We start from the raw sequence: 17,809 nt of genomic DNA on the forward strand, positions 1-17,809 counted from the left end.
GGTTTAACTCACAGGGGTGGTGGTATTGAGGATCAGCCAGTTGGTACGGTTGGACCTGCAGCGCTTTGATCCGCCGGCAGCGTCGGTCACGTCTATGTCGTAGCCCTCATAGGCCGATGCGGATGGCAAAGTCGCAAGGGTGAACTGCCCGACTTTGAACGGGCCGGATACGGCCGCTCGGGTCATTCGGGTTTCACCAGTCGCCCGATTTATCCCCCATGGGCTGTTTATGAAGGAGCTGTTGTCGGCGTAGGCGTTGATGAAAAAATCCGAACCAGTGTTGCCGCCGGACTCCGCAACATTGCCCGCGCCAATGTCCCAGCGCACTGCTGTGTCCGACATGAAACGAACGAAGCGGTTTTGGCTAGGGTTCGCCCTGATCAGAAGGGCTGATGACTGGGCTCCCCTCTGTACCGTCACGTCAGAGTTGAAGTTGAAGTTAACGCCGTTGAACGACAAAGAACCGTTGCCGCTGGAGCCGTTGCCACCGCTGGCCAGTAACCGGCAGTCATAGTCGACAGGGGTCGCCCCAGAATGGAAATCAATGAAAGGCGTCGACCCCCCTTGCCACGAACCCAGTTCTATACCGGAGTTGCCGCTGATGCCTGAGCCGATCATCGTGGAAGGCGTGTTGATCCTGAGCACGTCACCCGTGAATATAGGATTCGCTACCGGCGCCTTGTTTGCGACGTCTTCGCGGATGCTCACCGTGTCTTCGCACCAGCCCGTCGGATAGGAACCAATCTCCAGCTTTGGACGAGCCAAGTCTACGGTGCCATCAGTGACTGTAGGCCCAGAATACAACCGGTAGAACACTCGCACACCTGCAGTGTTGGCCGGGAGATTTGCATAGGTGAACGAAATAGCCTGTGGATCTCCTGTCAGCAGGATGAAACCACTTGCAGGAGCAGCGATAGCAGTGGGCTTGGAGTCTACGGCCTGAATGAAGATCCTTAGTTGCAACCCAGCCGTACCCTTCGCTCGGATTGAAGCCGTCACCGTCTGCCCGGCATTCACCTTGAATATCCGAGCCAGAGAGTTCACCAGAGATCTGTAGTAGGAGCTGGTGTTCAGGTTGGTGACCGTCAGACGTTGGGCGTTTTCCACCGGAGTGATGAAGGAAGCGACAACCGACACCGATCCCGTGGAGTTACCGGGGCTCCCCGGCCCGTCAAATTCCCAGCCGTCAGCCAAACGGGAGTCCGCCGACGAGATCTTCAAGAACGCGCTGTTGTAGGCCAAGTTCTGGCCCCCGGTATCCACCAGTGCAGCCGCTGTTGGGTTGCTGACCGGCTTGGACAGGTCCGAAGTGTTGTCTACCTGCCCCAGGCCCACGCTGCCCTTGTTCAGGTTGCTGATCTGGTTCTGGAGCTTGCCCAGCGCATCCATCAGGCTGTCAGTCGCTGCAATCACACCGCCCACGGCCACGCTCAAACCCGTGAGCAGGATCTGGCGCACCCTGTTCGTGTTGAAGTATAGGTTCGTGGTGCCCTCAGTCACTGCATCCGTGGTGCCGGGGCTGGCGATGATGGGTGTGTAGGCCGAGCCCGTCCAACGGAACTGCGAACTGGTGCGCCCTTGGCCATCCGTGTACGGGTCGAGCGTGACATAGATCTTGCCCGTCTCACCGGTGCTCGGCAGGTTGGAGAACGTGTTGTATTCCAGCACGTCGTCGACATAGGACGGGAGTTGGGCTGCCGGGACCATGCCATTGGCATCCAGACCAGCGACACCGTTGGCCACGCCCACAGAGGACAAAGGCACCTTGGTGCTATCAGTAATCATGATGTTGGCCGTACCGTCGAAGGTCACACCGTTGATGGTGCGCGCAGTCGCCAGCTTGGTGGCCGCAGCCGCCGTGCCGGTAGTCAGCAGGCGGTTGTTGATCTGGGTCTGGATCTTGCCGATAGCCGCCAGCAGGGAGTCACTGGCGACCACAGCGGAGTTCACGGTGAACACCACACCGTTCAGCGTGACGCTGCGAACCTTGGTATCCGTAAAGTAGAGGTTCGAGCCTTCGCTGACGTTACTGGTGGACAGCACCGGGATCTGGGCGATCGGCACTTTGCCGCCCGAATCCAGGTCAGCCTTTTTGGCCAGGGCATCCTGCGCGGGCTGGCTGACCGGCTTCTCCAGATCGGGCGTGTTGTCCGCCCGGTCCAGACCCACAATGGACTTCGCCAGAGTATCCCCGACAGGCAGCTGTTTTTTTACGCCCCCAATGAGGACGAGCGGAGTCCTTTCGGTCATTAGATCATCACCGGTTCATAGTCCGAGGTGACCAGCTCGGTCGCCGACTTGGCCACACCCAGCTGCTGGGAGAGCTTGCCGTAGTTGGCGGCCAGGGTTTCGTCCAGGGGCGCTGCGATTACCCCGCCGGCGGTGCCGAGGAAATACTTGGTGCCCACGGTGAGACCGGTCAGGCCAGAGTTCACCCCGTCCATGGGATAGACGGTGGCGTTGGCAGCGGACGCGACCGGGCTGGTCACGAAGCCATCCGCCTGGCGGCCGTTGGTGTTGTCGGCCTTGCGCGCCTTGAGCGTGCCGGCGTCATTGAAGAAGTTGACGAAGTTGCCAGCGGTCAGGGCTTCAGACGCTGGCACGATGGTGGTGTTGGCGCCGATGCCCAGTGGCATCAGACTGGCGTCGAGGCGGCCGTCGGCGCCGGTGGCGACGACCTTGTCGGCATCAGCAGCGCCGGCCGAGGTCTGCAGCGCTTCAACCATTTTTTGGATGCCGGAAACAAGGCGAAGGAAACGGGGTGCAGGCATGGGTATTACTCCAGATCGATGGGGTCTTGCAGGTTGAGGATCAGGCGGGTGGGCGAAACCGCCGCACCGATGAGCAGGTTGAAACCTTGCGTGGGCGGTACCTGGGTGAGCGCACCGTCGGCGCCGAGCCATACCCGGCCGGTGGCCCAGGACCAGGCCGCGTCATCGATGACGCCGGTGCGTTGGATGTTGAGCGTGGCGCCGACATCGGCAGCCGTGAGGGTGATACCCAGCAGCAGCGCAATATGCTCGCCGTCGGCCTGGTCGAGCCGGAACACCACACCGTCCAGCTCGTACACGGCCACCAGGGCGCTGAGCGTCTCGCCCGCCAGGCGTTGCACCGCAGATCCGCCGGCGGGGCCCGGGATGCCAACGCCGGGCGGACCCTGCTCGCCGATCGTGATCACCTCGCGCTCGATCAACTCGATGGCAATGGCGTATTCACGCTCCAGCGCCGCGGCGCCTGGGTTCTCGACTTCGAAGGTGATGACGTTGGGGCTGCAGGTCATGTGAAAGCCCCCGTGAAGTAGCGCGTGACTACCCCGCCCGGGAACAGCAGGTCGAAGGTGTAGGTCATGCCGCCCGGCGCAAGCAGCAGGGTCTGGGCCGCCGTCAGCGTGCGCGCGATGGTGCCCGGCGCTGTAACTTCCAGCCCTGCCCCTTCGCTGAGGACAAACAGCGCATCGGCGCCGCTGAAGACCGTGAGCACCGCTGTCGCGTCTGTCAGGTCTACCGGTGGCCGGTACACCAGTTGGCCGCCCGACGGCTTCAGACCTGCTGCCGACTGGCTATTCACCTCGAGGCTGTCGGCCGATAGCCGCTTGGCGCGGTGCGGCAACTGCTTGAAAGGCTCCCGGTTCAGGTCTGGCATCCCCGCGGTGCCGCGTACCCACACAGGCCAGTCCGAGGCCAGGCCGTGATCGGGCACCTGCAGCACCACCGGTGCGCCGCCGATGCCGGTGATATCCCGGTACACGAACACCGGTTGCATGATTCGAATCGTGTCGCGGTACGTCGCGCCCGGAACGACGGGCAGGTCTTGGCGGGCCGGCTGCATGGCTGGCTGCTCCTTAAAAATACAGGGGGTCAGGCCCAGTTAGCGGGCTCGAGTGATGCGAGGACTATCTGGCGAGTGAAAGGGTTGTAGCTGCCGTAGTGGGTGATCTCTTCCGCCGGATAAGGCCCCTCTTGAGGCATGAAGCCATCGACCGTGAGTCCGCCTTTCATAACTGCGGCATTACCGTTTGTAGCGACGGAGACTCCCAGCAAGTTGTTACTGTAAAGATCCAACGTTATATGCTGGTAGAAAGCGCCCAGCCCAAACGAAACCCGTGGTTTCCTTGTCGCGTAGTTTCCTTCAATCAAGCCATACCCGAAGACACCGGCCTGGTTATAAGGCAACCTGGATACGGAGGATTCAGCACCGTCAGCCGTGTAGATGTTCGTCACTTGGGTTTCAAGGATTGTACTGGCCGTTGTGAAGTTCACACCTCTTGACCAACTTCCGCCGGGGTATTCCCAACTGCACGTTGCGGACGACACGCTATTTGCGCTGCCCTCAAGATGGTATTGCCCTCGCTGCTCGACCTCTTGCTGTCCATTGTCCTGGACATACCTGATTTCCTGCAGATCCGTCACAGCAGACATGTTCGGCATCGCGCGTTCGGCACGTGTGGTGCAACGGATCGTACACGGCACCGGGGTTTCACCATCGTACGTCACGGCCGCGATCCAGGTTTGCACCTGTGTATAGCTCGTTGGGCCCGGAAGGCCGCTGCTGCTCGGCGTTGAAATCAAACTGACCGAGGCTTTGAAGTCATAGGTCACACGGTCTCCCACCCGGGCTCCGTCCGCCCCGTAGACCGGTTCGCGATCTACCTCCTCCCACTCGTTACCAACGACGTCTGGAACCAGGTGAGTGTCCTGAGGCACCTCGCTTGATTTGCGTATGTCTGCCTTGCCATAGAGCACGCTGCTGGATGCCTGCAGTTCCGCGCTGGCGCCGGTGATGGAAATCTCAACGAAGGTGTAGGCGCGCGGCGCGTTGTCGAATCCCTCGCCGGAGTTGTGTGCCATCAGCGCAAGGATGGCCCTGCGCCCTGTAGGACTGACCGAATGCAGCCGCATCACCACGTCGCCTATCCCACCCAGGTCAGCAAAGAACAGCGCGCGCTCAGCGGCCGTGAGCCGACCAACCGGGATGCTTATTCCCCTCACCTGCTCTTCAGGCGCTCGTTGAAACTCGCCGAATCGACGAAACCGAAGTCGCAGCGAGGAACTGGAAGTTTCAATCGTTCGGGATTCCAGCCCAACACTCCAGCGTGACCCGTCCAGCGTTTGGTAGATCCATTCAACCGGGTTGCCGTAAAGCATGCCGGCGGTGATCAGCGCGCGCCCCGGCCAATACTCCCCACCGGCAGGGGTTCGGGCGATCTCCTCTTCACTCAGCGGGGCGACGCCATTGACAACAATACGGTGATTGTCACCAGGTCCTGTGGCGCCGGCCACTGCGGTAGGCAACGCTGGAAAAGGCCGGGTAGTGCCATCTTTCAAATGCACCTGGCCACCCTGCACCCGACCATGCCAGGGAAACACGAGTGTGCGCTCCATAGCTCCCCCCTTTCTTCAGAGCGTGTGCTCACTCATCAACTTCCAGCGGTACTTTGCGGTACCCACCCAATAGGAAAACCGGAAGAGCTTGGCTTCATACGCTCCCACGACGAGTTCGGTATAACCAGTCAAAGGCTGCCCTTTCTCTACGTCGATCTGAATTTTCTGTTGAGTTCCGCTGAAATCGTGAACGACAAGCTCATATTCCGTATACATGCTCGGGGGATAAGTATCTTCGAGTTTCGGAAGGATTAACTTATCTGCGGCTGCCCATGTATTCCACATAGTCTTGCGAAATTGCGAATCCAACGTGACAACAGCGCCAGAAACCCCTTCATACTCGTCGCCATTATTCAGAACTTTGTTCTCAACCAATGAGTAATAGCACTGGCCCTGCCCGTTAACCACTCTCGAAAATTTGAGATAGGTAATACCTTGATCACCGACCGTAATACTCTTTGGCACGCCACGTCGCCATGCGTCCGGTAGTGGCGAAACAAAGTCAACACGGCCTTTAGCAAAGTTTGTGTTGTCCAGTATCAAAACCGTCTCATCAATGCTCACAACATTGGAGCTTGGGAGGTTGACCGAAAAGGCTTCAACGTTGGCATCCAGTGGCCTCTCCATCTGGATAGTAGTGATCGAACTTTGCATGTCCAGATCAAATGCGGGCGTTTTGTAATCTTTGATGACTGCCTTGCCAGGCAGGGGCTTGCCCCAATCCTCAACAGACGATGTTCCCGCAGAAATCCAGGTGCGGCGTGTCAGGGTGTTGATGTAATGGGCGCCAACGCTGGGCGGTGCGCCTTGTGGGTCGGCAGTGCCTGTAACTGTGTGCTGGATGGTGCTCATGCGTACTCCTGGTTAGCTGATCAATATGGGGCCGGTGGTGGGGGGCGGTGGGTCACCCACCAAAATATCGCCCTGGCTGTCCGTGAAGATTCGGCCCTGAACATCCATGAGGGCGTAATCAGGCAAAGGCTGAGGATTTGGATCAGGGTCGGGATTTGGCTCTGGATCAGGATCCGGGTTGGGGTTTCCTGTTTCCAAGGCATACACGCGAGATGCGAGATCTATGATCTGCGCATAAAGCTCGTTGAGCGTCCCTGCTGTGACCCCGCAATAGATCAGCGTGCCTACCGGCCATGCCTTGCGCACGGTGCCCTCTCGGCCTCGGGTGGCATGCACCAAACCGTTGCCTACAGTCACCTCAATGACCTCCCACTGGGTCTGGTCCAGTGCGCTTGCGGAGTTGACCAGCGTCAGGAGGTACGAGCCCTCAGTCAGGCGCGCCAGTGCGGCGTCCGGCACAGGTAGCGAAGTCGCTGAGGCCCCCATGGGCTGATTCAGCTGGGTGATCCAATTGTTGATAAAACGCATCTATTCGTCCTGTGACGGAGTGACGGGTTGAGCAAGGTTCACGACGACAGTGGCACCGCTGCTATCTGTGAGCACCAGGCTCTTCAGGGCAGGCATGTTGAACAGTCCATCGCTACTGAGCGCCCCATTGGGCCAATACTCGCGCTTTGTGTAGTCAGCCTCGCGCAACGGGCTTGCAATGCCCCCGCCGCCGCCCAGGTTCGGCGCGGCCCAGACCCCGGATCCGGTCTGCCCACCGATCCCACCGCGGCGCTCGATCCGCGACAGGGTCGTGCTTCGGCGCTGCACTCCTCCCAGGCGCTGAATGTCGTCGGCAATCTGAGCCCCTGAGCCACGGCGCTCCGCCTCCATTGCCGGGCCAATTGCGCGCCTGGATGATTCCATGGCGGCGCCACTCGCCCGCCGGTTCGTCTCCAGTGCAACGCCCAAGGCACGCCGCTCGGTCTCTGACATGGCTTACAACTCCAGAAGGTCGTTGGGGATGACGACCCGGTAGGTCGCCGCGATATCGACGGTTTTTTCGTCGGTGTCTTCTTCGGGTATGTCGATCGACGTCACCTGGAAGCGTCGAGGGAACACCTCGAGCGTCGGATCGGCGTTGTCGTAGTTGCCAGAAAAACCGTCCAGCTCTTCGTTGTAGGCCGGCGCTCCTTTCTTGCCGCCCAGCTGAGTCGGAAGGCTCCGTCCGATGGGGTCCGGACCTTCAGGTTCAGGTTGCGGCTCGGAGGATGCTGCAGGCGGCTCAAGCGGATCTTCTGCCGCGCCGCCCCCGCGCATCACGGTGATCGTCAGCGTGGTGATGGCGCTACCGGCCGCCAGGTCAAACGTGTCATAAACATGGCTGCACCGCGCCGCGGCGTTGATGCCCTGGTCGCTGATTGCGAGGGTATGCACCAAGTCGACATCCATCACCATGCTGGTCGGTGACTCCCAACTGACCCGAGTCCCGCTGTGCGCCTGGATGATCGACGTCTTGGCCTGATGCAGCAGGCATTGGAAAGCGCCCAGCCGCTGCGCCTCGTCGCGCTGATCCTTGTGGCCAGTCTCGCCGCCGTCCTGCGAAGGGGCGCCGCCTACACCGCCGGTGCCATTGCCGCCCACACCATTGCCCGTCGTGGTGCTCACCTGCCTCGGCGCGTCGATGCCGAAAGCCGAGCTTTCCCATGAGTCCGCAAGGTCGTTGGTGTACTCGATCGACAGGGACTCGCGTGCAATGACCTGACCGGCCTGGGCAATGCTGTTTTCGGCCACCACCTTGAGGGTGTATTTCTCAGTGATCGGCTGGCTCCAGCGTCGGCCGCCGGTGAGTGACGCCCCCAGCAGCAGGTCGGCATAGTTGTTCACCCAAGGCTGGCCGGTGCCGCAAGGATCCGGCGCGCTGAGTGGCACCCGATTGTAGCTCGGGCTGCGCACCAGGCTCAGGCCGCTACCGGTGACGGCATCGCGAACCATGGCCACGTCGGGCAGCTCGGTACTGTCCGGGCGCCATTGGCAAAACCCGCTGAGCCCGCCCATGCCATTGGTGTCCGGATGCACCCAGGTGAAATTCTCGTTGAGCTGGCGAAGCCGCGGGAAACGATAGTTCGCCTCAATCTCCACCGTGTTGGTGAGGCTGGTGAGATCTGCATAGGACAGCGCCACCGAGTCGTAGACCGTGGTGCCGGCGCCGAACGTGAAATCGATATTACCCGCATACCAAGTGGTCAGTCGCAGTTCTCCGGTCGCCGAAGAATCCAGGCTCCCCTGCACCGACGTCAGGCGCTCTTGGGCATAGTCCCAGCGGCTGCGCCCGTCGACGGCTTCAAACACCTCGCCCGACCAGTAGGAAGGGACCAGCGCTTCCACCGCCTGGGCGCTCATGGCCTCGACGCGCTGCTGCAGCTGATCACCGCAGTGGCACACCAGCAGCCTGGCCAGCGAGCCCCATTCGGTGGTGACGATGCGCCCGGTGTAGCGGCGTTTCTCGGTGGTGATGCCTGACGCGGTGCTGATGTAATCGATCGTGACTTCGCGGCCCACCCAATCCATCGGCACCACCGGCCCCGCGTTCATCTGCAAGGTAAAGTCCGCCAGGCCCGCAGCACCGCGCTCGCGGTCGACGTGGACCTGGCCCGTCAGCCGGGTGGTTACATCAATGCCGCCTACCGTCACGCGCAGGCGCCAGCGAAATGCACGGCCGGGCACGATCGGTAGTGGCTCGGGCGCACGCGCTTCTCCCAGCAGGCCACACAGCGCTGCCGCGTTGAGCGGCAATCCGTTGATCAGCATCAGACCTCTTCCCAGGCGATGGTCCACCCGAAGCTGCCCTGGCCCGAGCTCTGTGTCTTGGGGGGCTTGCTGGCGAACACGTTGTAAACCGGCATCCACTGCGCCATGTACCGGGTGGCGCCCACGACTTGGTCAACCGTAACGATCAGCCCATCGACAACGCACCCCACCTCAACCCAACGGGGACCAACCAAGGCGAATGCCCAAGGTGCCCAGTCATCGCGGGGGGTACTGGTGAGCGCCAGCATGCGCTCGTTGCTCACCATGCTCTCCTGCGCGGTGAGGCGCAGCTCGAGCGGCTGGCTGTAGTCCAGGCCATCCAAGCCAGGCGGCATCCAGCCCTGGCCGCTGATCGTGCCGGCGGCCTTGCCCCAGTGGGTCATCTTGACGCCTTCGCCGCCGGACAGCCGGATGATCGATTCCCCAAGCAGCGGGTTGTCGGACTGATCCGGCGCGCCGGAATCCAGAACGATGGGGATGCCCCCCAACATGATCAGCGGCAGGCTCATCCATTACTCCAGAAATGAAAAAACCCACCGAGGTGGGTCTGATTGGTTGCACATCCTCAATTGTTCTTACCGAACTTGAGGCGCTGATTCCTGATCAGCCGCTGGAAGTCCTGTTGAGGGGCCTGCAACTGATAAGTCTCGCCCCCAACCGATAGGGCAACGGTTCCCATGCTTTCCGGCATAGGCGGATCAATCTGATTCAGAATCGACGCCGCGGGCGCTGGAATACTGGGCATCATTCGCGGCGCTACCAGCCCACCCGTTGCGAACTTGGGCAAGCGGCGCTCGTTCAGTTGCCGCAGCAGTTGTGGGCCATAGTGCTGGACCGCAGCCGCTCGCATCACAAATTCGCCGTTCGAAAGCCGAGCCAGGATGCTGTCACTGGTTCCAGTGCCAGGACCACGAACCATATCGCCGCGGGCAAACTGAGGGACATCCGGATCAGCCCGGGAAACGCTGGCTGACCCGTTCGGCGGAATGATAGTCACAGGCAGTACCAGAGCTTGACGCATCTGTTCAGCAACGGCCGCTACCTGACTCTTGGCGGAAGTGGCTGCAGCATCGTCCAACTCTGGCGCAACGGCGACGGTCACATCAGCGATAGATCCATCTGGGACCGCAGGCTCGACAGGGACTTGCACCTTCCCGCGCGCGGCCACTTCACGCACCATTTTCTGATAGGCATCCTCCTCGACGACGGGCTGCACCGGTACAACTGCATCCTGCTGCGAATAGCTGTTAACGCCCGATTGGTAGGTGAGCTTCTGAGTCTTCCCGCGAGTCTTCGGCACTTCGAGGGGCGTGGGTGCCACTGTCTTGGCGTCGTCGACAGTCGGGAACTTCACCGCCGGGGCTTGTCCAGCGATTGTCTGCATTTCATTGGTGGGGGTAATGCCAACCGGGATGGCGAACTGCTGACCGATCTTGATTTTGAGGTCTTGAACCTGCTTCAAGATCTTGGCGATTGCCTCGTCTGACATGGTCGGCGTGATCACAACCGACTTCAGCTCTTCCAACCCAGACTTTAATTCGGCTGTCTTCTGCTTGGCCTGCTCCAGGCTATCCTGAGCCTTTTTGACATTGATGCCGTCAGCCGCGACCTCGATTCCTTTCAGCTCCTTGATGAACCCGGCAAAGCCGTAGGTGTTTTCCCCCGCGTCGGCAAGCTTTTCGAGAATCTCAAGCGCTGCATTGGCCTGCTCTTTCGCTGACTTAACGTCTCCCCTCTGCAGCGCTTGGCGAGCGCCCACCTTCAGCGACTGAGCAGAAGCATATGAACCATCGCCGCTCGCTTCAGCGCCAAGAGATGAAATCGCTTTGCTGTACTTTTCTTGAGTCTTTAACTGTGCAGCTTTGGCCTTTTCGACATCACTTGCGGCTTTTCTCTCAGCTGAAACCTGGGCTTTAAGCGAAGCTTTGGTATCAGCAACCAGCTTGGTTTGAACATCCTTCAGATCTTGGGCATTTTTCTGAGCTGAGGCCAAACGTTCAGCAGCCAAAGTGTCCTGCTCAGCATTGCTCTGCCCTTGATCTGCAGCAAACTTATCGCGCTGGGTAGACATCTCGGCAATGTGCTGCTTGAGTGCCGAAACCTCGGCATCTATCTCTTTGCGATCCCAGAACTTCCATTGAAAAAGCGAGGTATCCGAATCGCTTTTCAAGCCTGAGCGGACGTTTTGCAAATCACGGATTCGCGCCATCACGACGCCGATCTCGTTATTGAAGCCCGCAATGGACTGTTTATCTCTGCGGAAATAATCTCCGAATTCGCCGCTGGACAGCCCTTTGAGAGCGGCAGTAAGGCCTTGCGCCAGCTCAATTGCATCCGAAGAAAGGCCGGACCACTCATCAAACTGCTTGACCGATACAGCCAGTTGGTTGTTGAGTTTGGTGAGAGCCCCACCGAACGTTTCTGGCAACTGCGCCGCCTCAGCCGCAAGTTTCGGAAGCTGCCCCAAAAGCGTGTCGACGATGACGTCGGCGGTCAGCTTGCCTTCCGATGCCATGTTTCGAAGTGCGCCGGTGGGTACCTTCAACCCTTCCGCCAATGCCCTCAACAGCCTTGGTGAGTTTTCGGCAATGGAGTTGAATTCCTCACCACGAAGCACGCCTGAGCCCAGCGCCTGGGAGAACTGGGTAATAGTGCTACCTGTCTCCGATGCAGTCGCTCCACTGATCCGTAGGGATTGGGTGACCGCATCGATGATGTTTAGCGTGTCTTTTTGCCCCCTCCCCATTTGCACCATGGCGGGCTGCAGACGGCTATAGAGGGTAACTACGTCGGCCAGCGGAGCCTGGTTGCGTTGAGCAATATCGAACGTAGCGCGCTGCACCTCATTGAACTCAGCTTGCGAAGCGGTAGTGAGCCGGAGCTGCGCGTCCATCTTTTTGGCGCTATCGGTCGTGCGCAGGTAAGCCGCCGCCACAGCAACGGCCGAGGCAGCGCCCGCGGCCAGGGTCAAATTGTCCGAGAAGCCTCCGCCACCACCTTGGGAGATGGAACCGGAACGTTGCTGCTCTCCAGACAAGGCCGCGATGGCGCGCCGAGATTCTTCGACCTTGCGGCGATACTGCGTTTCAGCTACCGCCCGCTCTGTGGCGGACAGAACTCCCGATCGAGTCAGGCGCTGATAGTCAGCGGTCAAGGTAGCAATTTGTACGCGCAGCGCCTTGAGTTGGTTAATGCCAAGGTTTTGCCGCGCTGTATCGGCCAGAACCGGCACTGCCTTCACAGGCACTGCGTTGACGGCACGCATCTCACGCAGCCGTGCCAGCGTTTCGCTGACCTTGCGACGGTAGTTGTCTTGGGCGATCCCAAGATCACGAGCGGAAAGCTCGCCCGAAGACTTCACCAAAGAATACTGCTGCCGCAATCGAAGCAGTTCAGCCTGCGTTTCCCGTACCGCGCCGGCACCAAGCGCTGTTTTGGCAGTGTTGAGGGAGGTATCTGCCCGGCCAGCCGCGAGCGCTTTGTTGTACGCGGCGCTGAGTCGGGTCTGCTCGGCGGCAAGGTTTCGGGTATCCAGGCCAGCGGCGCGCAAACCTGCGCCCATTTGGTTCAGCTGAGTTACCTGTTGCGCCTCGACGCGGCCCAGGCGCTCAAGGTCGCGGACCGAAGCGCGATACGTTTCCTGCAGCTTGCGAGATGGCGTTTCGGCCCGGGCCAGTTCGGCGCCGAGCTGGCGAACGCGCTCCCGAGCATCCTGCATAGCTCGACCGGTCTTTTCGACGTTCGATTCCAGTTCGCGGAATGCATTAACCTGGCGCAGGGGCTTTTCGACCACCTTGACCATCTCGCCGTATTCTTTGCGAAACCCGGCCACTTCCTTGGTGGCGCCGTCCAGGTCAGCCGTCAGCCGGAGTTCGATGTCACGCATGATTTCAGCCCTTCAAAGCGCGCAGGAACAGGCGCCATGGGTAGTAAAGCACCTGGTGGTGCCCGATTCGGATCAGGGCGCAGATGCAGTCGTCGAGGTTCTTCAGAGCCTGGCCGGCGGGTTGTTGACCCTGGCCAGCCACGCGAAAAAATCGGGGTTCTGCCCCTTTATGTGCGTGATCACGGCGCGTAGTTGGCTTGGCCTCATGCCTTCCACTTCGTCAACTTCCAGGTTGGTGAAACGCCGCAAATCAGAGAGGCGGATGTCCTCAAAAAAGGAGCCGCCCAGCCCGTCAGACTCAGGCTCTTCCGACATCATCAAGCGGATCTCCGCAACTGAAAGCTCTCGGAAGATCACCTCCCTTCCATCGATCATAACGACCTTCGAGGCGGTCATTTCACTCATGCTGCACTCCACAATGAAGACAGCCCGCGGGAGCGGGCTGGGTTACAGGCGCGGCGTCAGGCCGCAGCGGTTTCTTTCATGATGCGCATGTACTTCGACTTGCCGGCACCGGTTTTCTTGGGGTCGGAGAGCACCTTGGCGGTGACCTCGCTGCCCATGAAATCATCGGTGCTGATCCAATCAGCGCTGGCGGCCGGGCTGAGCTGGCAGCGGAAGTACTGCAGGTTGACGCGATTTTTCGTGCCCGCGGCGTTCGCACCTTCGAACAGGAACTCGTAGACCTCGCCGCTGCCGGTCAAGGCTTCGATGATGTCCACGGACGCAGAGGCATAGGTGATCAGCAACTGAGCGCCATCGGCGATCGCGCCCGCTTCCAGAATCTCGATGCCCGAGCCTGTCATTTGCCAGTCGTCACCGTCGTCGTAAGCAGTCGCACCGCCGGCCGCCAGCTTCACCGACGTGATGGTCAGTGGCATCTTGTCCAGCAGGATGGTGCCGCCCTTGCTCGCGGTGTGCGGTTCGTCAGTGACGGTGGTCGCCGGCACTCGGTCGACGGTGCCCCAGTAGATGGCCGCCAGATTCGAGGTGTAGAACTCGCGCCAGTTCATGGTCAGCGACATGCTGCTGATCCGGCTGATGGAGTCGTACTCGCCACCCTGCGGGGTGGTGGTATCGGCCAGGGTGATGTCGTTGGTTTCGATGGCCTGGGTCAGCGTCGAGACCAGGCCCACGGGCATGAATGGGCCGCCGACACCGTACTTGCGCATCTTGACCTGGCCACCGACCAGGAAGGTTTCAATCTGTGGCATGTCTTACTTCTCCGAGGTGTCGCCAGCGATCACGCCCAGGTCTTTCAACCAGGTGCGCTGCTCGGCAGTGACTTTGATTTTGTTGCCCGGCGCGTAGTCCGTGCGGGCATGGGTGTGAGGCTTGAGCAGCTCCACTTCGAAGCGCGGCAATGCACGCTCCGCCTCGGCGACCGGTTCGGTGGCCTTGACGGTGCTGGGCACTGGAATGCCTGGCGCCTTGTCGGTCTTATCGGCTTTGTCGGACATGGGGGTGTTCTCCCTGAATGATGGTGTGCAGCTGTACGGGGATAAGGACCGTTGCGGCCTTGAGCGACTCACCTGGTGGGAAAGTCTCGGGGGTGCCGACTGTGATGCCGGTGACGCCTTTTGGTAGCCAGTCCAGGGCGCGGCCTTGCACGGGAACCAGGCACTTCAACAGGTCGTGCTCAAGCGCTTCGATGGCATCCTCGTAGTCGTCCATGCCTGTGCTGACAGCACCAACGATGCTGAAGCCAGAGAAGGCTTTCAGCGCCATGGGGCCGGGCACTGGCGCCTGGCCCCGGCCCTTTTGCACAACGATGATAGGAAAGCTGGCGTCGCGGGCCTGCAGCTGCTCATTGAGCCAGCCCGTTCGCACGTTCGAGCCGGCCGAGGTGAAATACCCGTTGGCCACTGAAATCGTGGTGAGCCGCTCGATCAGCGCCTTTCGGCCCAAGGTCAGTGGGTTGTCCATAGTCAGTCCGCCGGCATGAGTGAAAAGCGGTTGATGAGGCCGTCTGTGCCCACGTACTCATCGAGCAGGTAGCGCTTGCAGTCCACGGTGAGCAAATCACCCTTGCATGGATTGGGCACCTGGCTGATGCGCAGGTCGGCGGCCAGGTGGACGGCAACGAAGCTGCCGCCAGCTGGATCGCTGACATTGGTCTGCAGCACCACGCTCACGGGCTGGGGCGGCGCCCCTTCCCGCGAGTCATAGAAGCACTCACCTCGCTGGCCGAAGGTGCTGAACAGCTCGTCGTCCGCGCCCTCGAAGACCTGGTCGAACTCCGAGCGGCCCATTACTTGGTCAACTTGATGATGGCGCGCGGCAGGGTGCAGATGCTCAGCGGGTTGCTCTGGGCTTCCATGTCCACGCCTTTGTTGTGGCGCAACATTTCCTGGCTGGCATAGAACGGAACACCGGTGGTGTTGACTGTTTCCATGTAGTCGGCCGGCGCGAAGTTGGTGATGAACAGGCCATCCACGCCTACCGGCACCAGGTAGGCAACGTCGGGATCCATGAACTGGACGCCGCCCAGGTTGCCGTAAAACTCTTCCCAGTTCACACCACCGAAGCTGAAACCATCGCGGCGATGGTCGTCGCGCAAGAACTGGCCATCGTTCCAGCGATCGAAAGCCTTCTGCACCGAATCATGGTTGGTGAATGCGTCGAACCAGTTGCGTCCGGCAATGCCCAGCCAGCCGGCGATGATGCCGGTACCGCCCACAGCGTCTTCCGCCCGGCGCTTGGCTTCAGTCACTTTGGCCAGCAGCTTGGTGGTCGTGGTGCCCATGGTGAAGGCCACGGTCTGCTGCTCGATGCCGAATCGGGCATACAGGTCCAGCAGCACCCGAGTGCCGTCGGCGTCGTACACCTTGCCAGTGATGGCGCCCACGCGCTGGTAGCGGATGGTCGCCTCCAGGCGTTTACGCATCTTCAGCAAGCGCTTCTCAACCATCGCCTCGACGGTCTCGAGTTCGCTTTCCGAGCCGAACGCCCGGATACCCTGGACCTCGTCAGCGCGAATAACTGCGCGAGTCGGCAGGTGGATGGTCTGGAACGGGATCATGTCGCGGCCCGGGCCAGTGGTTGGGTCGCTTGGCGCGCCGCGCTCGGCAGCCGGTACCAGGGTCAGGTTGTCGTGCTCGCGCTCGATGAAGACAGCAGTGGTGGTTACGCCTTCTTCTTCGAAGAGCGTATCCAAGCGAGTGGGCACCGCCTGGCCTTCGACAGGCTGGTTGATAGCGGTGGTCAGGGCGATGGTGCCAAACGCATCACCGTTGAAAATGCTCAAATCGGCCATTCCGATCTCCAAAAACAAAAAAACCGCCAGCGGCGGTTGGGGAATGAGGTGCTGAAAATCAGCGCAGGATGATGCCGGCGGCGAGCAGAGCAGCACGCGCTGGTTCAGTCAGACCGACCAGAAGGCTTTCGACCACCTCGCAGTCGCGGACTACGGCGGCCGCGTAGCGATCGGCAGTGGTATCCGCAGGACGGCCTTCATACAGAATCGCAACCTCGACGGCGGCGCCCTCGGCAGGCGCGGCGAATGCCACGTACTTGCCGGCCGCGTTCTTCGACAGGATCTGGCCAGGCGGGAATGCAGTGTTGCCCTTCAGGAGCACGATCTGCTCGCGGGAGCGCTCACCAGAGGCCTCGTTCAGGAGGAAGGCCGCGGTGCGAGCGCCCTGGGTGACGATGTCATAGTTCATGCTTTCGCTCCTTTGCGAGAGGCCCAGATGGATTTGGTGGAGAACTCAACCTTGCCCTTGCCCGCGGATGCGGAGGCGGGATCGACCTTCTTGGCATCACGCTTGATGCTGTCCAAGGTCACACCGCGGTCCTGAGCAGCCTTGAACAAGCTCAGGCCTGCGGCCTCGACAGTGAGCCCACCGTCGATGGCAGCCTGCACTTCGGTTTCAAAGCCGGGGGCCGCCAAGGCCTGGATACCAGTGATGCGGTCCTTTTCGCTGGCGGTAGCGGTCGCTGCCGCTTCCTTGCGAAGGGTCTCTACATCGATCTTCTCCGGGGCGCTGATCTCGATGGCAGTGAGATCGCCGCCGGCAGCGATGGCCGCCTGCAACTCAGCGGTGTTGCTGACTTTCGTCATGGTGTTTTTCCTCGTGATTTTCGCTGCCGGCTTGGACAGCTCGGTGATCAGGCCCTCAAGCGAGCCCGTTCGGTGAGCCAGACCAGCCGCTACGGCCGCCTGCCCCACACGCAACCCGCCATGGTCACCCATGCCAGGTACTTTCTCTGCATCCACGCCCAGATTGCGCGCGACCTTGGCCACGAACACATCCTCGAGCGCATCGACTGTCTCGGCGACCTTTGCCCGGCCTTCTTCCGTGGCCAGGTCCGGACGCTTGTTCGGAGCGTTACGGCTCACAATCTGGTAGCTCTTGCGGCCGGTGGCTTTCTCGCTATCGACCACCGCCTCGACCACCACGCCGACGCTGCCGGCGATTCCCGTTTCGTCGATGACTATTTCGTGCGCGGCGGAGGCGATCCAGTAGGCACCGCTCGCCCCGCTCCCGCCGATGTACGCCACGATCTTCTTCTGCGCTCGGCCCGCGTGGATCATCTCGGAGAGCTCGTTGATGCCGCTGGCCACGCCGCCGGGACTGTCGATGTTCAGGATGATCGACTGCACCGCCGGATTATCCAGCGCTTCCCGAATGTCGGTCGCCAGCACCTGGGTGCTGGTCGCGCCGCTGATCTCTGTGAACAAGTTGGCGTAACGGAAGATCGGGCCAATCACAGGCACGATGGCCACACCGTTGCGGATGCTGACCGACTGGCTGTTGTCCAGCTTGCGACCCAGCTTTGTCTCCAACGCCACTGGATCCCCCATGCGCTCGGAGATGGCGAGCAGGTTCTCCAAGGCATCGGGCAGCATCAGCCAAGGCTGAGCAGAAGCCAGCTCAAAGGCTCTTGGCAT

19 protein-coding genes are annotated in these 17,809 nt (G+C 60.8%); all 19 read right to left on the minus strand.

What is annotated here, in order from left to right:
* Positions 1–3 precede the first annotated feature (3 nt).
* Positions 4–2,250, minus strand: a complete 2,247-nt coding sequence (locus tag B2V21_RS18025; RefSeq protein WP_286917591.1) for a hypothetical protein — start codon at positions 2,248–2,250, stop codon at positions 4–6.
* Positions 2,250–2,771, minus strand: a complete 522-nt coding sequence (locus tag B2V21_RS18030; RefSeq protein WP_286917592.1) for a hypothetical protein — start codon at positions 2,769–2,771, stop codon at positions 2,250–2,252. The genes B2V21_RS18025 and B2V21_RS18030 overlap by 1 nt, the downstream gene beginning before the upstream one ends.
* Before the next feature lie 5 nt (positions 2,772–2,776).
* On the minus strand, positions 2,777–3,280 hold the full coding sequence (locus B2V21_RS18035) for a hypothetical protein (RefSeq protein WP_286917593.1): 504 nt from the start codon (positions 3,278–3,280) through the stop codon (positions 2,777–2,779).
* Positions 3,277–3,828, minus strand: coding sequence for a hypothetical protein (locus tag B2V21_RS18040; RefSeq protein WP_286917594.1), 552 nt, complete (start codon positions 3,826–3,828; stop codon positions 3,277–3,279). Before B2V21_RS18040 ends, B2V21_RS18035 begins: the two co-directional genes overlap by 4 nt.
* Positions 3,829–3,857: 29 nt before the next feature.
* A complete protein-coding gene (locus tag B2V21_RS18045; RefSeq protein ID WP_286917595.1) occupies positions 3,858–5,381 on the minus strand; it encodes a hypothetical protein in 1,524 nt (507 codons plus the stop codon).
* 15 nt (positions 5,382–5,396) lie between these two features.
* On the minus strand, positions 5,397–6,233 hold the full coding sequence (locus tag B2V21_RS18050; RefSeq protein ID WP_286917596.1) for a hypothetical protein: 837 nt from the start codon (positions 6,231–6,233) through the stop codon (positions 5,397–5,399).
* Between the two features lie 12 nt (positions 6,234–6,245).
* The gene (locus B2V21_RS18055; RefSeq protein ID WP_286917597.1) at positions 6,246–6,761 is read right to left on the minus strand and encodes a hypothetical protein; all 516 of its coding nucleotides are present in this window, start codon (positions 6,759–6,761) and stop codon (positions 6,246–6,248) included.
* Positions 6,762–7,145, minus strand: coding sequence for a hypothetical protein (locus B2V21_RS18060; RefSeq protein WP_286917598.1), 384 nt, complete (start codon positions 7,143–7,145; stop codon positions 6,762–6,764).
* Positions 7,146–7,217: 72 nt separating this feature from the next.
* Positions 7,218–9,029 (minus strand): hypothetical protein, encoded by a 1,812-nt coding sequence (locus B2V21_RS18065; protein ID WP_286917599.1) that lies wholly within the window; start codon positions 9,027–9,029, stop codon positions 7,218–7,220.
* Positions 9,029–9,538, minus strand: a complete 510-nt coding sequence (locus B2V21_RS18070; protein ID WP_286917600.1) for a hypothetical protein — start codon at positions 9,536–9,538, stop codon at positions 9,029–9,031. The genes B2V21_RS18065 and B2V21_RS18070 overlap by 1 nt, the downstream gene beginning before the upstream one ends.
* Before the next feature lie 56 nt (positions 9,539–9,594).
* On the minus strand, positions 9,595–12,915 hold the full coding sequence (locus B2V21_RS18075; RefSeq protein WP_286917601.1) for a tape measure protein: 3,321 nt from the start codon (positions 12,913–12,915) through the stop codon (positions 9,595–9,597).
* Positions 12,916–13,017: 102 nt separating this feature from the next.
* Positions 13,018–13,320 (minus strand): hypothetical protein, encoded by a 303-nt coding sequence (locus B2V21_RS18080; protein ID WP_286917602.1) that lies wholly within the window; start codon positions 13,318–13,320, stop codon positions 13,018–13,020.
* Positions 13,321–13,376: 56 nt separating this feature from the next.
* Positions 13,377–14,129, minus strand: a complete 753-nt coding sequence (locus B2V21_RS18085) for a hypothetical protein (RefSeq protein WP_286917603.1) — start codon at positions 14,127–14,129, stop codon at positions 13,377–13,379.
* 3 nt (positions 14,130–14,132) lie between these two features.
* Entirely contained in the window at positions 14,133–14,375 is a 243-nt protein-coding gene (locus tag B2V21_RS18090) for a DUF7210 family protein (protein ID WP_286917604.1), read from the minus strand.
* Positions 14,356–14,841: a hypothetical protein gene (locus tag B2V21_RS18095; protein WP_282346453.1), complete on the minus strand. Its 486-nt coding sequence runs from the start codon at positions 14,839–14,841 to the stop codon at positions 14,356–14,358. Before B2V21_RS18095 ends, B2V21_RS18090 begins: the two co-directional genes overlap by 20 nt.
* A 2-nt stretch (positions 14,842–14,843) precedes the next feature.
* A complete protein-coding gene (locus B2V21_RS18100; RefSeq protein WP_286917605.1) occupies positions 14,844–15,167 on the minus strand; it encodes a head-tail joining protein in 324 nt (107 codons plus the stop codon).
* Positions 15,167–16,171 (minus strand): major capsid protein, encoded by a 1,005-nt coding sequence (locus tag B2V21_RS18105; RefSeq protein ID WP_286917606.1) that lies wholly within the window; start codon positions 16,169–16,171, stop codon positions 15,167–15,169. The genes B2V21_RS18100 and B2V21_RS18105 overlap by 1 nt, the downstream gene beginning before the upstream one ends.
* Positions 16,172–16,229: 58 nt before the next feature.
* Positions 16,230–16,580, minus strand: coding sequence for a head decoration protein (locus B2V21_RS18110; RefSeq protein ID WP_286917607.1), 351 nt, complete (start codon positions 16,578–16,580; stop codon positions 16,230–16,232).
* Positions 16,577–17,809 carry a S49 family peptidase gene (locus B2V21_RS18115; RefSeq protein WP_286917608.1) on the minus strand — a complete coding sequence of 411 codons (1,233 nt, stop codon included), beginning with the start codon at positions 17,807–17,809 and terminating at the stop codon, positions 16,577–16,579. The genes B2V21_RS18110 and B2V21_RS18115 overlap by 4 nt, the downstream gene beginning before the upstream one ends.

Origin of the sequence: Pseudomonas sp. UBA6276 (assembly GCF_002438365.1) — a bacterium.
Classification (GTDB): domain Bacteria; phylum Pseudomonadota; class Gammaproteobacteria; order Pseudomonadales; family Pseudomonadaceae; genus Aquipseudomonas; species Aquipseudomonas coleopterorum.

Bases quoted from the DNA above. Each gene is read 5' to 3' on its own strand.
- B2V21_RS18025 (WP_286917591.1), bottom strand. From the start codon at position 2,250: ATGACCGAAAGGACTCCGCTCGTCCTCATTGGGGGCGTAAAAAAACAG.
- B2V21_RS18030 (WP_286917592.1), bottom strand. From the start codon at position 2,771: ATGCCTGCACCCCGTTTCCTTCGCCTTGTTTCCGGCATCCAAAAAATG.
- B2V21_RS18035 (WP_286917593.1), bottom strand. From the start codon at position 3,280: ATGACCTGCAGCCCCAACGTCATCACCTTCGAAGTCGAGAACCCAGGC.
- B2V21_RS18040 (WP_286917594.1), bottom strand. From the start codon at position 3,828: ATGCAGCCGGCCCGCCAAGACCTGCCCGTCGTTCCGGGCGCGACGTAC.
- B2V21_RS18045 (WP_286917595.1), bottom strand. From the start codon at position 5,381: ATGGAGCGCACACTCGTGTTTCCCTGGCATGGTCGGGTGCAGGGTGGC.
- B2V21_RS18050 (WP_286917596.1), bottom strand. From the start codon at position 6,233: ATGAGCACCATCCAGCACACAGTTACAGGCACTGCCGACCCACAAGGC.
- B2V21_RS18055 (WP_286917597.1), bottom strand. From the start codon at position 6,761: ATGCGTTTTATCAACAATTGGATCACCCAGCTGAATCAGCCCATGGGG.
- B2V21_RS18060 (WP_286917598.1), bottom strand. From the start codon at position 7,145: ATGGAATCATCCAGGCGCGCAATTGGCCCGGCAATGGAGGCGGAGCGC.
- B2V21_RS18065 (WP_286917599.1), bottom strand. From the start codon at position 9,029: ATGCTGATCAACGGATTGCCGCTCAACGCGGCAGCGCTGTGTGGCCTG.
- B2V21_RS18070 (WP_286917600.1), bottom strand. From the start codon at position 9,538: ATGAGCCTGCCGCTGATCATGTTGGGGGGCATCCCCATCGTTCTGGAT.
- B2V21_RS18075 (WP_286917601.1), bottom strand. From the start codon at position 12,915: ATGCGTGACATCGAACTCCGGCTGACGGCTGACCTGGACGGCGCCACC.
- B2V21_RS18080 (WP_286917602.1), bottom strand. From the start codon at position 13,320: ATGAGTGAAATGACCGCCTCGAAGGTCGTTATGATCGATGGAAGGGAG.
- B2V21_RS18085 (WP_286917603.1), bottom strand. From the start codon at position 14,129: ATGCCACAGATTGAAACCTTCCTGGTCGGTGGCCAGGTCAAGATGCGC.
- B2V21_RS18090 (WP_286917604.1), bottom strand. From the start codon at position 14,375: ATGTCCGACAAAGCCGATAAGACCGACAAGGCGCCAGGCATTCCAGTG.
- B2V21_RS18095 (WP_282346453.1), bottom strand. From the start codon at position 14,841: ATGGACAACCCACTGACCTTGGGCCGAAAGGCGCTGATCGAGCGGCTC.
- B2V21_RS18100 (WP_286917605.1), bottom strand. From the start codon at position 15,167: ATGGGCCGCTCGGAGTTCGACCAGGTCTTCGAGGGCGCGGACGACGAG.
- B2V21_RS18105 (WP_286917606.1), bottom strand. From the start codon at position 16,171: ATGGCCGATTTGAGCATTTTCAACGGTGATGCGTTTGGCACCATCGCC.
- B2V21_RS18110 (WP_286917607.1), bottom strand. From the start codon at position 16,580: ATGAACTATGACATCGTCACCCAGGGCGCTCGCACCGCGGCCTTCCTC.
- B2V21_RS18115 (WP_286917608.1), bottom strand. From the start codon at position 17,809: ATGCCAAGAGCCTTTGAGCTGGCTTCTGCTCAGCCTTGGCTGATGCTG.